The organism is Pseudoflavonifractor sp. An187, assembly GCF_002160275.1.
Classification (GTDB): domain Bacteria; phylum Bacillota; class Clostridia; order Oscillospirales; family Oscillospiraceae; genus Enterenecus; species Enterenecus faecium.
The window spans coordinates 1-19,858 of record NZ_NFKG01000030.1; the positions used below are offsets into that span (position 1 = coordinate 1).

Below are 19,858 nucleotides of genomic sequence, written 5' to 3' on the forward strand. Positions count from 1 at the left end.
GGGAAATTCGGGAGGGGCAAGCCCCTCCCCTACGCCCATCAATCCAAGAAATGCGGCAATTTTCAAGGTCTTTTTGTGTCCAGCCCTTCCAGAACTGCATTGACACGCCCCCCCAGTACCGCGGGGTGGATTCCACAAGGCGGGGGAAGGCCCCGCCTTTGGCGATTCTTTCCCCGATTTCTCATCGGGGAAAAATCGGGCATAAGCGGAGCGTCCCCGGCGGGGGCGGCGGCCAGGGCCAGATACAGGCCCAGCCGGGCCTGGTCCCCGGTCTCAGGGGGCGTCACCGGCTCCTTGGTGGGCTTGGCCTCCGGGACAGCGGTGGGCTGGGTCTCGGGGGCGTCGGTGGGAGCGGCACTGGGGGCCGGGGGAAGATTTTGGGGAATTTCTATCACTTTAACATGGAAAAGAAAAATCCTGGGATTCCCGTATTGTGGAAGAATGAGACAGAGAAAGGGAGCGCTGGAGGTTTTTCTCACAAAAAAGACATGGCCCGGACGGAACATCCGTCCGGGCCATAGTTGAGGTGCATTACTTCACTTCGGCGGTGGGAGCGGGGGAGGGGGCTGCGCCCTCCACCAGCAGCAGGTCCACCACGTCCTTGGTCCAAGCGCCGTCGCCCAGGTGGGTGATGGTGCCGGACAGGGGATCGACCATGTACAGGGTCTGCTCACCGGTGCCGTAGTAGGTGTCCACGGTCATGATAAACAGGCGCTGATAGGTCTGGCTGTACACCATGGAGAAGGTGTCCGCATCGGCGCTCATGGACTGCTGGGCCCAGAGCACGCTGGTGACGGTGGTGCCGTCCAGGGTGGACAGGTAGATGTAGTCCATGAAGGCGTCGTACACGTAGAAGGTGTCAGCACTGTTGAAGGCGATGCTCACGGGCGTGTCGATGTCCCGGGACACGGGGTAGGCCTGGCCCAGGGTGGCATCTTCGGTGCTCAGCTCCTGGACGGTGTAGGTGGGCTCCATGGTCTCTGCATTCACAGAGGTGGTGAGCACATACAGGGTGTCGTTGTAGCTGTTGTAGGCCAGATCCAGGATGTCGGCATCCTGGGTGTCCACGGTGCCCAGGGTCTCAGACCAGCTCAGGTCCAGGGCCAGCTTGTACAGGGTATTGTTCTCATCCAGAGCGTACACATAGCCGTCGTCGGAGTTGTACACCGCCTGGGCGATGGTGAAGCCCAGAGTGTCGGACACGGCCTCCTCCAGGGTCTCGGAGGGGTCCAGCAGCTTGGTGGTCTCCCAACCGGACTGGTTGAAGGCGTACATCTGGACGGTGTCGTCCACCACGGACACGGAGCAGGTGACGGACAGGTCACCGGCGGAGACGGTGATCTGAGCCACGCCCAGGCCTACGGCGGTGATGTTGCCCTCACGGTCCACGGTGGCCACAGCCTCGTTGTCGGAGGTGAAGGTGACCTCGCTCACACCCTCCAGCTGGCTGACGCTCACAGGCAGCACCAGAGCGGAGAGCTGGGCGGTCTCACCCTTGTTCAGCAGCAGGGAGGTGGGATTGACCACCAGACTGTCGGCCTTCACGGTGTCGGGCACCTGGGGCTCGTTGTCCGTGGGGAAGTACAGGCCGGAGAGCATGCATCCGGTGTCGCCCACCTTCACCACAGAGGCGTCGGTGGTGTCCACCACATACACAGCGGTATCCCGGTTCTGGATGCCAGCCCACGGGTCAGAGTACACGTTGGAGTAGGCCCAGTACAGGCAGTCGGTGTCGAAGTCGAAGGCCAGGGACTGGTAGCCGCAGGGGTCCACACCGGTGTCACCGATGACGGTGATCTCGCCGGTGCGCTTGTCCATGGTGCACAGGTTGCCGTCAAAGTCCACGGCGTAGAGGGTGCCGTTCTCGTCGGCAGCCAGGCCTACCACGTAGCGGTCCAGAGCGGCCACAGCATACAGCTGGCCGGTGGTGGTGTCCATGGTGTACAGGGTGGAGTTGCCGGTGGAGTTCTTGGCGTTGCCCACCACGTACAAAGCGCCGTCGGTGTAGTCGAAGGTCATGTCACACAGGTTGGTGAAGTAGTCGTATCCGGTGACATCCATCTCCATCTTGCCGGTCTCGGCGTCGATGACGAAGAAGTGCATGCCGTCGGTCTGGTAGTCCTCTGCCTGGGGGTTCTCGCCGTAGGCGTACACCTTGCCGTTGTAGTAGGTGGCGGCGTACACGTCGTAGTCAGAGGCATACAGGGCGTCAGCGGCGCCGGGGTTGTGCAGGTCATAGTCCATCTCGCTCAGCCAGAAGCCCATGGCCATGGTGGCCAGGTCCTGGAGCACGAAGCCGCGCATCTCGCCGGAGCTGACCAGCACGTTGATGGTCACCTCTACGGTGAACTCACCCAGGGTGCCGGTGGCGGTGGTGGTGCCTTGCTTCAGGCCGGTGACCATGCCGTTTTCAATGGTGGCCACGGTCTCATCGGCCACGGTCCACTGGACGTTCCGGTTGGTGGCGTTGGAGGGCTCCACCTTCACGGGCATGGCGTTGGAGGCACCTTCCAGGATGTTGATGCTGTCACTGGTGGTGGTGACGCTGGTCACAGGCACCTCGGGGGTATCGGGGGCGTTCTCAGGCACAATGTGCAGGCCCACGATCTGGCTGCCCGCGTCCACAGCGCCCAGGTCCAGGGCGGCGGCGGTGTTCAGGTCGATGTACATCAGGTTGAACTGGGTGGCGGTCATAGCGGACCAGTACAGCTCGCCAGTGTCATGGTCAAAGGCCATGGACTGGTTGTAAGCGGCGGGGTAGCAGCCGGTCAGGCCCAGGTTCTCGGTGGTCTGGGTGTCCACGTCATAGGTGCACAGGAAGCCGTAGCCCTGGGTGACGAAGTACACCAGGCCGTCGTTGTCCACGGCGAAGGCGCAGGCGGGCTCGTTGTAGGAGTCCACCAGGGTGCCCACCTTGGTGACCTGGCCGTCCATGGTGTCCACGGTCACCAGGTCGGTGGCGCCGGAGTTGGCGTCCTGAGCCAGGCCGTACAGGTAGCCGGTGGAGTAGTCATAGGACAGGTCCTTCATGGAGTAAGAGGTGGTCTTGGAGGCAACCTTCTGGTAGCTGTAGTCGGTGGGGTCCACGGTGTAGAAGTTGCCCTGCTCGTCGTAGGCGTAGAGGGTGCCGCCGACGTACTCGGCGCACATGTATTCCAGAGCCTGGGTCTCGTTGAGGGTCTGGTAGTCAGCGGGGTTGCTGGCGTTGAAGGTGGTCCACTGGGAGGCCAGACCGTCGTCACCCATGCTGGCGATGACAAAGCCGTTGATCTGGCTGTCGGGGGCCACCACGTTGATGGTAGCGGTGCCGGTGACACCGGTGAGGGTGTCGGTGACGGTGATGGTGGCAGTGCCCACGCCGGTGGCGGTGACAGTGCCCTCATTGACCACGGCCACATTGGCATCGCTGGTGGACCAGGTCAGCTGGGTGTCGCAGTACCAGGGGTCGGGGGTGACAGCCAGGGTGGCGGAGTTGCCCTCCAGCAAAGCCACCTCATTGGGGGACACCTTCAGGGCCTGGAGGTCGGTGTCGGGCCACTCCAGCTGGTTGGTGTCCAAAAACAGCAGGCCAACCACCTCGGCGTTGCCGGCCATGGCGCCGCAGTTGTCCATGGTCCAGGTGCCGGACTCATCCTGGCTCAGGGCGTACAGCTGGCCATAGGAGCCGAAGTTGGGCATGTTGTACTGGGCCCAGTAGATGGTGCCGTCCTTCCAGGTCATGGACTGACCGTAGTAGGAGCCGGGCATGTCGCTGCCCTCGCCGCCCATGAGGGTCTCGCCCCACACGCCGGAGGCGGTGTCAATGGTGCGCAGCTCGGCGGGCTGGCTGCCGTAGCTGGGGCCATAGATGCCGTACAGGGTGCCCTGGTCGTCACAGGTGATGGCGGTGGCAGAGGCCAGGTTGTTGTCGGCGTTGACGTACTCCAGCTGGCCGGAAATCATGTCGATGGTCACCAGCTGGGGACGGGTGTCGCTGGTCAGGCCGTACAGGGTCTGGGTAGAGGCGTCATAGGCCAGGTCCCGGATGCCCACGCTGAGATCGGCGATCTCGGTGCGCTCATCCCAGTAGCCGGGCTGGATGACCACCAGCTTGTTGTTGGCGTCCACGGCCAGGATGTAGCCGCCCACCTGCTCAGCGGCGGTGAGGGCGTAGTCCATGTAGTACTCGCTGGAGCAGGCGGTGGCGGTCACGGTCTCGCCGCTCAGGTCCATGCCAATCCAGCCGTACAGGGAGTCGTCGCTGATTTCGTTGTCCGCCACCCGGTAGCCATACAGCAGGGTGTCGTCCAGGGCAATGTCGTTGCCGGGCACCTTGATGGAGTAGTAGGACTCGTTCAAGGCGTAGTCGCCCAGCACCAGGGTGAAGTGGTCGCCCATGCCGGTGACATCATAGGTCTCGGTCCACACCCGGTTGCCGTTTTCGTCCACGGTGGCCTGGGCGTCATCGGCGCCGTACTGGGCGTAGATGTTGGTGACCTTGCTGTTGCAGAAGTTCACGCCAGCCACAGACACGTTGTCGGAGAAGGTCAGGGTCAGCAGGCTCTTGCCGTTTTCCTGGGTGATCTGGGTGTCCAGCAGCTCAGGGGCGCTGGTGTCCACGGTGAAGCTGGCGGACTTCTCCTGAACGGGAGAGTCGAGATAGTCCAGGGTGGCGGAGATGGTGAGGGTCACGTTGGTGTTGTTGGGCAGGGTGTTGCCCTGAGCGTCGGTGAGCTGGTAGGGCGTGCCGTACCAGGAGTAGACGTAGGGCACGCAGATGTTGTAAGCGGGGACGAAGTAGCTCTTGGCCACATGGTCGATGGTCTCACTAAAGTACACCTCGCCGGTGTTGGTGTCGGTGTAGGTGAAGGTGAGGGTGGCGGCGTTGCGCAGCAGAGAGACGTACATGTCGTCCAGATAGTCCCCGTTGCCATCCCCGTTGGGAGACAGGGAGACGTGGCTGAGGTCGAACTCCTCGGTGACGTAGGGGTTCAGGCCGGGCACCCAGCTGGAGGTCTGGCCGCCCAGGTTGGTCCACAGCACGCTGATGTACTGGCTGTAGTCCACCACGTTCTCGTCGCCCCAGAAGAAGCCGTGGGTGTCCTCGTTGTCGTTGTCGCCGTCAAAGATGGGGGCGTCGGTCCAGTCCCCGTAGAAGCCCAGGTAGGGCAGGGACAGGTCGGTGCCATTGGCATTGAGAGCGGTGAGGAAGGTGAAGCCCTCCACATAGCCGCCGTTGGGGTAGTTGTCGGCGAAGTAGGTGCGGTCGGAGTCGGCCAGGGTCACGTTGACGCTGACGGTCTCGGTGGCGCCGGGGGCCACGGCCATCACCTGGGCGGCCAGGTCGGTGTCGGAGTCCAGACCCACCAGGGCGTTGAGGTAGGACTGCACGTCGGCGTCGTTTACCACGTCATCGCCGTTGGTGTTGTAGCGGAACTCCACGTCGGTCCAGTTCTCGTCCATGGCGGCGCCCGCCACGGCGGAGCGGTAGATCCAGTAGGCATCGTGGGAGTCGCACACGCCGCTGTCGGTGACGTCAAACTTGGGGGCCATGGCGGAGGTGGACTCGCCGGTGGAGGCGGCCAGAGCCATGGGGGAGTGGGACATGAACAGATAGCCCTGATCGGCGTAGTCGGAGTTCACACCCTCGGTCTGGGCCACGGTGTTCAGGTCATAGAACAGGGTGGTGTCCCCGAAGTTGGTGACGTTGAAGGAGTAGTTGTAGCTGCCGGTCTGATCGGGATCGTCGTACAGCTCCACCTTGGGCACGTCGCAGCCGTCCACGGTGAGGTAGGCCTGGGTGGTCACAGCGCCGTAGGCGTCTGCCAGACCAGAGCCCTGGCTGCGGGGAGAGTAGTACAGGCCCTCCTGGTTCTCATATACCAGAGGCTTGGAGGTGCTCATGAGCAGGGCGCGCACCAGGGAGTTGGTGTCAGCCCCGTCGGCCTTACCCATGCCATCGGCGGAGAGCACATACTCCTTGACCAGGGCGGACACACCGGCCAGGTTGGGGGAGGCCATGGAGGTGCCGCTCATCAGGCCGTAGGTGCCGTCGTCCATGGTGGAGTAGATGTTGCCGCCGGGGGCGGTGATGTCAGGCTCCAGGGTCAGGGAGGGGGTGACGCCCCAGGAGGAGAAGGTGCTCATCTGGTAGGCAGAGTCGCTGGCGATGAGAGCCTGGTCCGCACCCACGGTGAGGGTCAGGTCGGGGTCCTCCTCCAGAGCGGAGAGGATGTAGGCGCCGTCTGCCATGGTGATGGAGGCACAGGGCATGGTGACGGGGCAGTCGGTCATGTCCATGATGATGGTGCCGCTCTCGTTGTTGTACACCAGGCAGGCCACAGCCCCGGCGTCCTGGGCGTTCTGGCACTTCTCGGTGAAGGCGATGACGCCGCGCTGCACCAGAGCGATTTTGCCGGACACGTCCACGGAGGCGAAGTCCTCCACAGTGCCGGTGCCGGGCACGGCTACCACCTCATAGGGGGTGTCGGCCAGGGTGTTCAGGGGTGCGTTGACGCCGCTGCCACCGTTTTGATAGGCGATCTTATAGTTGTCGCCCACAGTGATGTAGTCGGACATGTAGTAGGCGTTCTCCACACTGGCCACAGACAGGGCGTTGGCGTAGGCGCCGGGGTTGCCCAGCACGCCGTTGTCCGGGTTGGAGGTGAGGTTGGCGTTGAGGCCGAAGGTGTTGCCCTGGCCCATGGTGTCGGAGTTACCGGCGGAGATGCACAGCACGGTGCCGGTCTCGGCCACCCGGTCAAACACCTCATCCACCCAGTCCACGTCGGTGGTAAAGCCTGCATTGGAGCCCAGGCTCATGTTGATCACGTCGGCGCCCAGGATCATGGCGTCCTCCATGCCGGCCACCCAGTCCTCGGTGTAGGCGCCGCCGTTGGTGCCGAACACCTTCATCACCATCAGCTGGGCGTTGGGGGCCACACCCACCACCTCGGACTCGTCCACCTTGTTGGCGGCGGCGATGCCGGCCACGTGGGTGCCGTGGTCGCCCTCGGTGTCGTTGTCATGGGTGATGTCCAGGCTGTTGTCCACGTAGTTGAAGCCGTAGGCAACCTTGGTGTTGTAGTACAGATCGGCGCTGGTCAGGCCGCTGTAGCGTTCATAGGCGTTGAGGCTGGTGAGCACGCTGTCAATGTCGGCCTGGGTCAGGCTGGTGTCGGTGAGCACTTCGTCGGGGAGAGCGGCGAAGTTCTGGTGATCGGTGTCCAGTCCGGTGTCGATGATGGCAATTTTCATGCCCTCACCCTTGTAACCCTGGGCCCAGGTGTCCTCACGGCCAATCATCTGGCCGTCGGAGATGGTCCGGGGATAGACAATGTTGGAAGAAGTGGTCTCGTCGGTGGAGCAGGGCTCGTACACGGTCTGCATGACCACCTTGTCCACGCCGTCCACGGACTCAATGTCGGACAGCTTGCCATAGGGCACGGTGGCAGCCACGCCGTTGACCAGCCAGCTGTACTGGTAGGACACGGTGAGGTCGTCCCCGTCCAGAGCGGTCTCCTCGATGTCGGCGATGACCTTATCCTGGGCGGCCTTGATCTCTTCCATCTGGGCTGCGGTGTCGTTGGAGTACACAGCGGCGCTGTTGGCGGAGACCACGGAGTCGCCGTCCATGACAATGATGACCCGCACATCCTCGTCAGGAGAGATGGCGTCGTCCAGATTGTCCTGGGTCACGGCGTCGTCCCGGGTCAGGTCCAGGTCGTAGTCGGAGCCGTCCAGCTGCTCCACTTCCACACCGTTGGTCTGGGAGGTGGAAGTCTCGTTGGAGTCCGCGCTGGCGGCAAAGGCGAAGGGGGCATTGCCCACGGTGACAGAAAGGGCCAGGCTCCCGGAGAGAACCAGGGCCAACAAACGGTTCAGTTTCATTTTGCAGCCCTCCTCTTAGCGTAGATGCCGAAGCCGGCCAGGACGGCCACACACACGGCAACCAGGGCCACATACAGGGTCAGGTTGGCGGTGTCGCCGGTCTCGGGGCGCTCGGTGTTGTCCCCGTCGTCACCGCCCTCGGGGGTGTTGGTGGGGTTGGCGCTGGGGGCGGGCTCGGTGGGCTCCTGGCCCACGGCCACGGCCTCACCCTGGGCGTCGTTGGCGGTGCCGGAGACAGTCAGGTCGTCCGCGGCCACGTCGGTGCCCTGGAAGTTCACCTGGAACAGGGCGGTGAGGTCCTCCTGGGCCTGATAAGTATCCGGGGCCACCCAAGAGATCTTGAGCACGCCCTGGTCAGCCTGGGTGTCATTGACGGCGTACATGGCCACGTACTGGGAGTACTGGTCGTTGTCGCCCTCAAAGTCACAGCCCACATAGGTCAGCTTGTCTGCGTCGAAGGTCACGTCGATGACGCCGTCGGTGACCACAGCGTTGGTCTCGATCACGGCGACGACTTCGCCGGAAGTCTCGTCCACATCGGCCCACAGCGCATCGCCGCTGGCGGCAGAGGCCTGGCCCGCCAACACAGCGCAGCTCAAGGCGGCCGTCAGCATCAGGCTGAGTGCTTTGTTGATGCGTTTCATTGGTATCCTCCTTATGTATATTTTTGTATCAAAAGGTCTGCACGAAACCGGGCCAGGGCGTCTATCCTCTCTCTTCTCCCTGAGGGTATATGTCCAGGCTCTGTCTGGCGTTCCTTGGTACAAACAAAATAGAACTCCCGCCGATGGTCAGTACTGCACTGCGTCAGAGGACAGGGCGGGGTTGGACACCGTCCAGGTGCCCTCAATCCCAGCGTCCACCTCGGCCCACAACAGCCAAGTGGCCATGTCGGCGGTGCCCGCCTGATCGTCCCCGGGGGCGCTGTGGTAGAGCACCACCTGGTTTCCGGTGTCAGTTTGGCGGATGGAGTCGATTTCCACGTCCACGGAGCCGGAGGACACCGACTCGGTGACCACCACCAGGGCGTGGTCCTGGAAGTAGTCCTCGTCGTATTCCTTCAGCTCCTCATAGGCGGGCAGCTGATCCACGGAGGTGATGTAGTGCACCGAGCTCTCATTGCCATTGTAGGTGATGCGCAGCTTGCCCCGGGCCTCCTCGTCCACGGCGTCGCCGGGTATGGGGGCGAAGTCGTCGCCGCCAATGACGTTGCCCACCCCAGGGGTGCTGGTGGGCTGGCTGGAGGTGTTGGCGGAATCGGACACCGCCGTGCCGGGGGATGTGGTCTGGCTGGGCTGGGAACAGCCGGAGAGCAGCAGGCAGAGCACACACCCTGCGCTGAGTAGAGATTTCAAAGGAACCATGACAGCCTCCTGTAAAAATATGCATATGTATTCATTCAACCGATGTTTAATCTATCACTGGGGCCTACCCCTGTCAATCGTGTTCTGACAATTCATGGCCGATTCTTACAATTTTGTCCATTGTGCGCATAAAGTGTGGAGGATAACCAAAGAAAAAGGTCCATCGGAAACTTTCCGATGGACCTTGCAAGATAAAAATTTAGCATTTTATCACTTTATCAAAAAGAAGAAGGGCGATATGCCAGGATATGGGGGGAAGTGGGTATTTGGGCAAAAATACTATAGGAATGAATTTTTACAAAAAAGATGTCTTAATCGTCTATGTGACGCCAGAAACTTTGAAAGAGCTGTTTGTCGCAGCCTCTTTTATTTGGGTGCTTATCAGCATGTTTTGCTTCGATTCATGGGCCAAAACGGCAGCAGTCCCACACATACCCCAATCAGAGCCGGGACCACCCAGCCCAGCCCCAGGGTGTACGGGGGCAGATATAGCCACACTTTTCAGGGTGTGCTACAATTCCGGCTGCCATCTGCTCCACAAAGGTATAACACACTAGACTTTCCGGGGAAAGTCGTGTGCCACGAAACCGCCGGTTTCTTTGGATTCTTCCGGTCAAAGGGGAACTCTATCCCCTCTGAACACCCCAGACAAAGGAGAACGCTGTTCCCCTTTGAAATCCCCTTGCCAATAGGGATGCTGCTCGCCTCTATTGGATGCCCCAGAGCAATAAGTAAGCAATTTCCTTTGACAGCAGGCTACATCACAGCCTACCAAATGTTTCGAAAAATGTAGTTGAAAAAACACTGTATCAATCAGCATATTTCTTGAAATTCTCAGCTTGCTCCATTACTTTTTCAAAAACCTCTTCGTCCCACTCAGGGGGATATCCGTTCTGATATAGCAAGACAGTCAATTCCATATTGAGTTGATTTTTAATATCATCTCTGGTAGACCAATCAGCAAATTGGGCTTTATCATCAACAAGTTCCTTGATTTTCTTAGCCAATACCACACATTTTTCATCGGCATACGGAAAACCGTGGTCATCTCGCACTTTGACAAGAATGTCATAAAAAGCCTTCTCTTCAAAACTAATTCCCATCTTTTGAAAAGAGGACTGATCTTCTTGCAAATCCCTTAAAATTTGTAGCAGTTGGTCGGACAGATCATTTACAAAATCAGAAACCACCTCGTTGGTAAATACCAACTTATCTCTGCTGTTATAATCATCAACTACTTTGCGGAGGCGCTCATCAAACTCCATAGCTTTCACTTTATTAGTGCGCCCATAAGCGCTAATAGCTTTACGGAGCAATTTCAAGAGTGCATTGAATTTTGTGATTGGAAGCTTTACCGTATTCAGTTGTTCAATAAATTCATCGCTGAACAGGTCAACCGACTTGTGTTCATCTACAACATTTTCAATTCCAGTACAGGCAATAGCCTCGCGAACCATATTTTCTACAACTTGGTTCATCGCTTCGGCGTCAGGGGCATTCCCTTTGGTTTGCTTGTAAATGATAGATCGGATAGCGAGATAAAACTGAGCTTTTGCCGTTTCTTCATCTGTCAGCTCACCAGAGGGAAAGCAGATATTGTAAGCACTTTTCAACCTTCGAGACAATCCCATAAAGCGCGTTTCGGTGTCTTTCCGACTTTGAACGTACTCTGCCGCACTATTTAAACAATTCAGCCTTTCTAGGGGTTCACCAGTAAAAAATTTACTTGCATTAAATCCAAGCAGCAAATCATCAATCATTTTCAAGTGATTGCGAAAAATGCCAATTGTAATATCAAGTTCATCCACTGGACTTTCTTGTTGACCACCATATTTTTTTATGGCTTCCATCATGTCATTCTTGATACCAATATAATCTACAACCAAGCCTTTGTCTTTGCCATCAAAAACACGGTTTACGCGAGAAATTGTTTGGATAAGGGTGTGCTTTTGCAGAGGTTTGTCAATGTACATAACAGCCAAAGATGGCACATCAAAACCAGTAATCCACATATCAACAACAACAGCAATTTTGAAATTGGAGTTATCATTTTTGAATTGCTTGTCCAGCATCTTGCGGTATTCTTTTGTTCCGCAAGCCTCATACAACTCCTTTTCGTCATTAGCCCCTTGTGTTGCAACAAGGTTAATTTTCGGGAGGGGAGACAACTTATCTAGTTGTTCTTTTGTCAGATCATTTTCGTTCTCTGCACGACGTTTTTCTCCCCAGGCAGGACGAATTGCAAGGATATCTTTTAGAAGACGAAATGCTACACCTCGATCGGCACAGACAATCATTGCTTTTTGTACAACGTGTGGCTTCTCAGCGCAAAGAGCTTCATAATGCAGGACAATATCCTCAGCTAATTTTTTTAGGCGATCCGGGTGGCCTAGAATAGCCCGCATTCGTGCCATAGCTTTTTGGCTTGCTTCAATTTGCTCGGTCGTAGAACCTTGTTCAGCACAACTTTCGTAATATTTCTGTATTCCTTTGGCCTGCTCATCTGAAAGAATAACACGCGCCAAACGCGGCTCATACGCAATGCGAACTGTAATGCCATCGTCACTGGATTCTTTCATGGTATAGCTGTCTACCACATCGCCAAAAACGGCTATTGTCTCATCAATTGGTGTTCCGGTAAAGCCGCAATATGTAGCATTTGGAAAGCTATCTCGCAAATATTTTGCAAAACCATACGTAGTAAATACGCCCTTCTCTGTCTTTTTCAGCTTCGAACCAACACCAGTTTGAGTACGATGAGCTTCATCGGAGATACAGATGATGTTGCTCCGAGCAGACAAAAGGCCAATCTTCTCACAAAACTTTTGAATAGAGGTTATATAGACTCCACCGCTAGGTCTATCCCTCAATGTCTCAGCAAGATCTGCACGAGATTCAATACTCCTCACGTCATCTTCGTGGAGGTACTTTTTCGCTGTTGCAAATAGTTCCGCTGTCTGCGTATCCAAATCTTCACGGTCAACGATTATTACTATCGTCGGATTGTTAAAGGCATCAGGATCGCGTAGGGCAATCATCCGCGACAGAAATAGCATAGTATAAGTTTTGCCGCATCCCGTTGCACCAAAATACGTGCCACCTTTACCATCTCCTTCTGGCCGGAGATGCCGCTTAATATTTTCCAGCATTTTGTTGGCTCCGAAAAACTGGGGATAACGGCAAACAATAGCCTCGCTTTTCTTGCTATCGTCTGGATAAAACACAAAATCGCGCAGCACACGAAGGAGGCGCTCTTTTGCAAAAGCACCTTCAATCATCGTAAATAGCGAGCTTACACCGTTTGAAACTTTATCTTGTTCATTGGCTTTATTCCAGGCATAATAGTATGGGTAGGGCGTAAAGATGCTGCCCATTTTTGTGTTGGCTCCATCGCTGATGACCGATAGGAAGCAATACTTCATCAGTTTTGGAATATCCCGAGTATAGCGAATAGTAATCTGTTCCCAAGCGTCATGGGCATTCGCATCCTCATTGATTGCTGACTTAAACTCAAAAATGGCAACCGGGATACCGTTAATAAACACAAGCAAGTCCGGTCTGCGCAGACGCTCGCCCTGTACGGAGTACTGATTCACCACTTTGAAAATGTTATTCTCCGGGTGGTCGAAATCAATGTAATCAATATGAAGCGCCACCTTGCTCAGATCGTCCCGCTGCAGATCAAACCCTTCATTAACTAGCCAGAAAGCAGCACGGTTTCCCTCATAAAGTGGAGACGCTGGGATGAGGGCCAACTGATTGATGATCTTCCGTGTTTCGGTTTCGCTCAGGCCTTCATGGGCATACCGCCCCTGTAAGAAGGAACGCAAATCCTCTTCCAGCAGGATATCTTCATACTGCCGGTGAATTTTCTCCCCGTGGACATAGATATAGTCTTGCTGCTGGAATATCTCAATGATAGCCACCTCCAGCTGTGCTTCTGTAAATTGTCCTTTTACAAATTCATAGTCCACGTGATAACCTCCCTTACTGCAGATATTGGATTGCCAGAGCAATCAATGACAGGCAACGATTAAAAAAGTAATCGTAATAACGAACATCGGTAATATCTACTCGATTGGTTTCATGGTGCCTAATTCGAAAATGATTTCCGATGTCTGTAAGAGCTTTGAACTCAGCGTTGAATAGCGACTCATAGGCATCTTGCCCATTAGACATACTCTGAATAATCTTTTCTATCGACTTCTTTTTGTCTAAATCTGTATAGTATGTCTTTAAGCGTTCTAGCACATCCCACAACTTTTCAACTGCATCTTTATGTGCTTGTAAATTGGGTTGCATATGATTTTCTACGGCGAGGTCAAATAGTTCTTTCAGGCCAGGTTCCTTAATCTGTTCACTTAGCATTATAATTTCCGGCGATAAGACTTCGTGTTGGGCCAACTGCTCAACAAGGCCACGATCTGTTAAGCGAAAGGAAAGATTATCTTTCTGAAAAACAGCGTTAATGGCTTCTTGAAATGGTCCCTTTTCTCCCACAGATAGTTCATCATATTGAAATTCGACTACATCAAAAATAAACGGCGTAAAATAATTTGCTAATAATTCCGATGCAGGACAAGGAGAGAACATGGCTCCGCGCAAATCAATTACAGGAATATCCATGAACTCATTTAAGCGGTTGACTGCAACATTTAATGCATCCGTTGTTTCTGTCCAGTTGTCATACCGATTGGGACGATACAATATTGGTTCTGCAAAATCTGTCATGACGCTGCAAATATGCTTCTTAGCCTTATAATCAACATGGTTACTAATATTATCAACCGACTGACCATGTCCATAATCAATCAAGTCTTTGTATCTTTTTGAAAACAAATTCTCCGGAAGCAAAGGTCTGTCCGGCTCAACATATTCTCGTGCTCCATAGACATCACGACCTGATATGTGCTGTGCAGGATACAACTCATATCCATCAACTCGAAGTAAACTATTAAATTTTTGAAGATACTGTTTCCATGGAGCTTTCTCATTTCTTACTGCAGGATGAAGCATTTCACACATGAACCGTAGTAATGTCTCATCGCCATCGCCCGGACGTAAGTTGAATCGCTCGTCCTCAAAAAACCAACACTCTTCTTCATAATCCCCCCATCTGAGATGACAACTGATATCATCATATGCAGTTCTGTATCGACTATCATGGGATGGCAATTCTTTCAAATTGTAAAGTCTGGATAAAAATCCGAGTGTATTAAGCCGTCCAGAATATGGCATTATCACTGTACGTTCGGTAATATATTCTCCGGAACTGCTATCATATTCCTCTTCATCTAGTTCTACCGAGAAACCGCTTTTAATAATATCTACAATATCTCGTCTTGTGATTTCAGATATTTTGTCCATTCTCTGCCTCCTCCAATGAACCTTTAATTAGGATCGGGCATACATTCTTGACTTGCACTTTAAGCTGTTCATTAATTTCCTTGCGCAATAGGTAGGCGGTATAAATATTAACAATATACTGCTGAATTTTGATGTCTGGAATGGGAATCTGAACATCACACATTTCGGACCAATCAAATGTTTCCCTGGCACTTCCCCATGAGTGGAAGCGAGCATAACGGTCAAATTCTGCACGATTTAAAAATATTTGCAAGTACCCAGGACAAAGCTTTTCTGTGTTATTAATGCAGAAGACAACATATGATGAAGAACAGATAAAGGTTCTTTCAGTGTTATTATATGCTAATGAAATTTTCTCTCCATTTCGAGATGTAACCGTTACATACGCAAAATAATCAGGACTAACAATATAGTATGGTTTTAGTGAAACACCCGTCATATCAGCTTTGGTAGGAATAAATGTTTTCTGAATAGAAATGCCTCGAACATCATCGGCGCAAAATTCTAAATCTGCATTTCTTTCATCAACCAAATCTAAATATGGGCCAATTCTCTCTGGATCAATTTCCACTTTTAATTTATCAATATATGCATCGCATATTAATTTTAAATCCTCCAGTGCACTTTCATAGCAACGTTGATTTTCCAGCATAGCATTGTAAATATCCACATACTTGTGTTGGATCTCAATGGGCGGCAATTCTATATCAATATCGCACATATCTTCCCACGAAAAGGTTTCACGAGCAGAACCCCAAGAATTAAAACGGGCATACCGATCAAATTCCGAACGGTTGAAATATATAAACAGATAATCGGAAAGCAAGATATCCGTACGAGCCACCTCAAAAACCACATATGAAGAAGAGACAATATAGGTATTCTCAGTATCATTATGGGCGATAGTAATTTTTTCGCCGTTTCTGGATGTTACTGTTACATACGCAAAAAAGTCTGGCTTCACCAAAATGTATGGCTTTAACGAGACTCCAGTCATATCAGCCTTGGTTTCAATAAATACCTTTTGGATAGAGATGCCCTTTACATCTGCAAGTGTATAACGTGAATCGGAATTGCGCTCATCATGCAGACGAAGCAAGTCTCCTAATTTATATTTAATCGATGCCATAGCCAATCCCCCTGAAGGCATCTTTCAGCATGGACTGTGAGAGTTCTTCTGAAGCCATCAGCAGACGCATTTCATCCTGAATTCGAGCCATTTCTTTTTCATAGTCAATGTCCAAATCACGATCGATAAATTCAATATATTTGCTGGGAGCGAGAGCCCAATCCTTTTCCTCAATAGAAAGGTCATTCGGATCTACTTTATCCCTTTTCAATACCTTAACAGCCTTGCATAGCTCCGGCACATCCTGATATAAAGATGTGTCGGTTGATTGCCAGCTGTTATAAATTCGTTTTGCTTCAGCAATTTGCTCATCAGTCAAGACAGTCTTTTTCTTCTTTTTCCCTTTATCGATGACAATCTCTTCAACATTACTATCCCAACGGCGTAGATCCATAAACAAAACTTCACCGCTGCGATCTCGTAATTGGCGTCCATTCACGGTTCGGACCGTTTTATTCATATTAACAATCCAGAGAGTCACCGAAATATCGGTGGTATAAAACATATCACGCGGCAGGACAATAATTGCTTCTATTTTATCATTCATCAAAAGGCGTTTCCGATTCTCATATTCATCGGGATCGTTTAATGCACCATTTGCCAACAGAAAACCAGCGATACCATGATTAACATCCAATTTAGAAATAATATGAAGAATCCAAGCGTAGTTTGCATTGGAAACACGAGGAACTACATAACCATCCCACCGGGGATCGTCTAACAATTCATCTTCGCCACGCCACCCTTTGAGATTAAAGGGTGGATTTGCCATGATAAAATCAAATTTTCGATCTTTGTGTTGATCGTCCGTAAATGTAGAAGCGTTCTTTTCGCCTAAATCATGTGAAATTCCTCGAATCGCCAAATTCATCTTACAGAGTCGCCAGGTGTCCGGTACGCTTTCTTGACCAATAACAGAAATGTTGGTTCGATTCCCTTGATGGCGTTCGATAAATTTATGCGATTGCACAAACATTCCGCCGGAACCACAGCAGGGATCATAGACTGTTCCGCTAAATGGCTCAATCATTTCTGCGATCAGCTTTACCACACAAGCGGGCGTATAGAATTCGCCATCTTCCTTGGTGCCACTAGCAGCATAAATCTGCAAAAAATACTCATAAACGCGACCGATAAGATCTTCTTCATGAAATCGAGTCTCTGAGATTTTATTAACCTCATCGATCAATGCTTTCGTTTTTTCCTTAGGGGCACATAAAGTCGCATAGAAATTTTGCAGCAACGCTCCTTTCAGAGAAGGGTTGGCTTCCTCAATATCAGCCATTGCCTGATCCAAAATCACGGCAATATCATTTGCCCCCGCATTCTTGACAATGTAGGACCAACGCGCTGTATCTTTTAGATAAAATACATTTACCGCATTATAGAAAGAAGGCTTCTCTAGAAACACGGGAATATCGCCATACTGTGCTAAAAGCTCCGCACGGCGTTTGTCGAATTTATCTCCAGCAAATTTCAAAAATGCCAACCCAATCACGGCATCCCTGTTCTTCTCCATGCTACCAACACCACGTAAGGCCACGCGGCAGTTCCACAGAACTGTTTCCAAAGTTATCTCTTTATCTTTTTTAGTGGCCTTAGCCATAGTCTAATACCTCATTTCAACTTATTATAACAACCCAGTATAATTGTACCCTAGATGAGCGCGACCGTCAACAAAGGGAATCAATCGCAAACAATTCTAAAATCATACTATTTTACTAGCAATACAGGCTTGAATTAAAGACCGACCGCCATCATAGCAGTTGGTCTTTAATCAAGAAACGATCCCTATTCAAGCATTTGAAAATGCTTCAGTGCCTCCATAATCGCCGCTTCCTTTTCCGGCGGACACTGCGGCACTTTTGTATCTTCCTTCTTTGAAAGGTTATAGTTCTGTCCCACATCCAGCCCGCACTTCCGTTTGACCTGGGAGATATACAGGCTGGACACTTTCAAGCCATACTTCTCCAGCACATACGCTTTGATCTCGTCATAGGTAGCCTTGCTCTCCGCCGCAGTCAAATCCAGCTCATCCAGATTCAACTCCACCTCTATATGCTGCTTGGCATTAAGTTTGGACAAAAGTACAACCGTCTCCACATGCGCCGTTCTCGGGAACAAATCCACCGCCTCCGCTCGCTGGGCCACGTAGCCCAGAGCGGCAAACCGCTTCAAGTCCCGGCCCAGGGTGGCGGGGTCACAGGATACATACACCACCCGGGGGGGCGCCATGCGGGCGATGGTGTCCACCACGTCGGGGGCCAATCCCTTCCGGGGCGGGTCCACCACAATGACGTCGGGGGTGATGCCCTCCTGCTCCAGCTGGAGGGCCAGCTGGGAGGCGTCGCCGCACAGAAAACGGGTCTTGTCCGCCAAGCCGTTGCGCCGGGCGTTTTCCTTGGCGTCCTCAATGGCCTGGGGCACCACTTCCACCCCGATGACGTTTGCGGCATGTTCCGCCATGGTCAGGGAGATGGTGCCAATGCCGCAGTACAGGTCCACCACTGTCTCAGTGCCTGTGAGGCCCGCAAACTCCACCGCCCGGCTGTATAACACCTGGGTCTGGGGCTGGTTGATCTGGAAGAAGGAGGGGACAGACAGCCGGAAGGTGTGGCCGCACAGGGTCTCCTCCAGCCAGTCTTGGCCCCACAGGGTGTGGTACTCGGTGCCCAAAATCACGTTGGTTTTCCGGGTGTTTACCGACAAAACTACACCCACTAACGTGGGCACGGCGGACTTCAACGCCTCCACCAGTTCGGCAGCGTGGGGCAGTTTTTTTCCGTTAATAATCAGGCAGCACAGCACTTCCCCGGCCTGGTTGGTGCGCAGATACAGGTGGCGCACCAGCCCCTTCCCCGTCTTTTCCTGGTAGGGAGGGATGCGGTACTGGTTCATCCAGTCCGCCACCACCTGGCGGCACAGGCTGTCCACCTGAGGCTGGAGGTGACAGTGGGGAATGTCAATGACCTGGTGGGTGCGGGAGCGGTAGTAGCCGATGCCGTCCCCGCTCACCGGGAATTGTACCTTATTGCGGTAGCCCTGGGTGTTTTCTGCCCCGTGAATGGCGGACACAGGCAAGGTAAGACCGCCCAGGCGGTGGAGGGCGTCCTCCACCCGCTGGCGCTTGGCGCAGAGCTCTTCCTCATAGGTCATGTGGCGGAACTGGCAGCCCCCGCACTGGCGGTAGTGAGGGCAGTCCGGCTCGATGCGGGCGGGGGATGGGGTGCGCAGGGTGGCGATATGGGCCCAGGCGGCGTTGTGGCCCACGTGCTCGATGCATACGTCCGCCTCTTCGCCCCGGACCGCCCCGTGGACAAAGACCACCATGCCGTCAATGCGGGCCACGCCGGTGCCGTCGCTGGCATAGCTTTCGATATGGGCGGGGTAAATCTTCCCTTCTTGCAGTGCCATGGCGGTCATCTCCCTTCTGCGGCGGCCTGGGCCGCCTGCTGCTTGTGCAGCTTGTGGAGCTGCTTTTTCCGGCGGTTGGAGAAGCGGTCCTCCTCGCTGTAAATGCAGCCACAGTATTTTTGCATATACAGGCCCAACGCCCGGGCCTGCTCCTGTCCGTCCCTGAATCGGGGACGGAAGTCGTAGGGCAGAAAATCCACCCCGTATTTTTTGCCCACTTTTGCCCCAATCTCGCACATCAGCTCCCGGTTTTGATAGGGAGAGATGAGCAGGGTGGAGGTGAAGGCGGAAAAGCCCCGCTGGGCTGCGGTTTTGGCGGTCTCCTCAAAGCGGCGGGCGTAGCACCAGGAGCACCGGGCGTCCGAGTTGGCGGCCACGGCGGCGGTGAACTCCCGCAGACCGTAGTCGTCCAGCTCTACCAGGGGCAAATCAATGTCCTGGGCGTACTGGCGCAGGGTGTCCCGGCGGGCCTTGTACTCCAGGAAGGGGTGGATGTTGGGGTTGTACCAGAAGCCGGTGGGGGCATGGCCCTCCTCCCGGAGTTGCTGAATGCAGGCCACCGAACAGGGGGCACAGCAGATGTGAAGAAAAATATTCATAGACGCTCCTTTAAGCCCATGGCAGTGGGATGAATGGGCCTTTTTGACGTGTTTTCTGTCATTATACCATGTCCCTTCTCACCCCGCAACAAAGAGGACGGGGCAGAAGGGCAGGG

Annotated in this window: 10 protein-coding genes; all 10 read right to left on the reverse strand. The window is 53.8% G+C overall.

What is annotated here, in order from left to right:
• Positions 1–62: 62 nt before the first annotated feature.
• Positions 63–395 carry a hypothetical protein gene (locus B5F22_RS12090; protein WP_143482241.1) on the reverse strand — a complete coding sequence of 111 codons (333 nt, stop codon included), beginning with the start codon at positions 393–395 and terminating at the stop codon, positions 63–65.
• 136 nt (positions 396–531) lie between these two features.
• Positions 532–7,869 carry a S8 family serine peptidase gene (locus tag B5F22_RS12810; protein ID WP_087392471.1) on the reverse strand — a complete coding sequence of 2,446 codons (7,338 nt, stop codon included), beginning with the start codon at positions 7,867–7,869 and terminating at the stop codon, positions 532–534.
• Entirely contained in the window at positions 7,866–8,513 is a 648-nt protein-coding gene (locus B5F22_RS10155; protein ID WP_087370858.1) for a hypothetical protein, read from the reverse strand. Before B5F22_RS10155 ends, B5F22_RS12810 begins: the two co-directional genes overlap by 4 nt.
• Positions 8,514–8,660: 147 nt before the next feature.
• The gene (locus tag B5F22_RS10160) at positions 8,661–9,233 is read right to left on the reverse strand and encodes a hypothetical protein (protein WP_087392472.1); all 573 of its coding nucleotides are present in this window, start codon (positions 9,231–9,233) and stop codon (positions 8,661–8,663) included.
• Between the two features lie 809 nt (positions 9,234–10,042).
• On the reverse strand, positions 10,043–13,207 hold the full coding sequence (locus tag B5F22_RS10165; protein WP_087392473.1) for an HsdR family type I site-specific deoxyribonuclease: 3,165 nt from the start codon (positions 13,205–13,207) through the stop codon (positions 10,043–10,045).
• Positions 13,208–13,220: 13 nt separating this feature from the next.
• Positions 13,221–14,600 carry a hypothetical protein gene (locus B5F22_RS10170; RefSeq protein ID WP_087392474.1) on the reverse strand — a complete coding sequence of 460 codons (1,380 nt, stop codon included), beginning with the start codon at positions 14,598–14,600 and terminating at the stop codon, positions 13,221–13,223.
• Positions 14,584–15,729, reverse strand: a complete 1,146-nt coding sequence (locus tag B5F22_RS10175; RefSeq protein WP_087392475.1) for a restriction endonuclease subunit S — start codon at positions 15,727–15,729, stop codon at positions 14,584–14,586. The genes B5F22_RS10170 and B5F22_RS10175 overlap by 17 nt, the downstream gene beginning before the upstream one ends.
• Positions 15,716–17,335 (reverse strand): class I SAM-dependent DNA methyltransferase, encoded by a 1,620-nt coding sequence (locus B5F22_RS10180; RefSeq protein WP_087392476.1) that lies wholly within the window; start codon positions 17,333–17,335, stop codon positions 15,716–15,718. The genes B5F22_RS10175 and B5F22_RS10180 overlap by 14 nt, the downstream gene beginning before the upstream one ends.
• A gap of 185 nt (positions 17,336–17,520) precedes the next feature.
• Entirely contained in the window at positions 17,521–19,143 is a 1,623-nt protein-coding gene (rlmD, locus tag B5F22_RS10185) for a 23S rRNA (uracil(1939)-C(5))-methyltransferase RlmD (protein WP_087392482.1), read from the reverse strand.
• A gap of 5 nt (positions 19,144–19,148) precedes the next feature.
• Positions 19,149–19,742 (reverse strand): epoxyqueuosine reductase QueH, encoded by a 594-nt coding sequence (locus B5F22_RS10190; RefSeq protein WP_087392477.1) that lies wholly within the window; start codon positions 19,740–19,742, stop codon positions 19,149–19,151.
• Positions 19,743–19,858: the final 116 nt, after the last annotated feature.

Coding starts and splice junctions, on each gene's coding strand:
- B5F22_RS12810 (WP_087392471.1), bottom strand. CDS start 7,869: ATGAAACTGAACCGTTTGTTGGCCCTGGTTCTCTCCGGGAGCCTGGCC.
- B5F22_RS10155 (WP_087370858.1), bottom strand. CDS start 8,513: ATGAAACGCATCAACAAAGCACTCAGCCTGATGCTGACGGCCGCCTTG.
- B5F22_RS10160 (WP_087392472.1), bottom strand. CDS start 9,233: ATGGTTCCTTTGAAATCTCTACTCAGCGCAGGGTGTGTGCTCTGCCTG.
- B5F22_RS10170 (WP_087392474.1), bottom strand. CDS start 14,600: ATGGACAAAATATCTGAAATCACAAGACGAGATATTGTAGATATTATT.
- B5F22_RS10175 (WP_087392475.1), bottom strand. CDS start 15,729: ATGGCATCGATTAAATATAAATTAGGAGACTTGCTTCGTCTGCATGAT.
- B5F22_RS10180 (WP_087392476.1), bottom strand. CDS start 17,335: ATGGCTAAGGCCACTAAAAAAGATAAAGAGATAACTTTGGAAACAGTT.
- rlmD (WP_087392482.1), bottom strand. CDS start 19,143: ATGGCACTGCAAGAAGGGAAGATTTACCCCGCCCATATCGAAAGCTAT.
- B5F22_RS10190 (WP_087392477.1), bottom strand. CDS start 19,742: ATGAATATTTTTCTTCACATCTGCTGTGCCCCCTGTTCGGTGGCCTGC.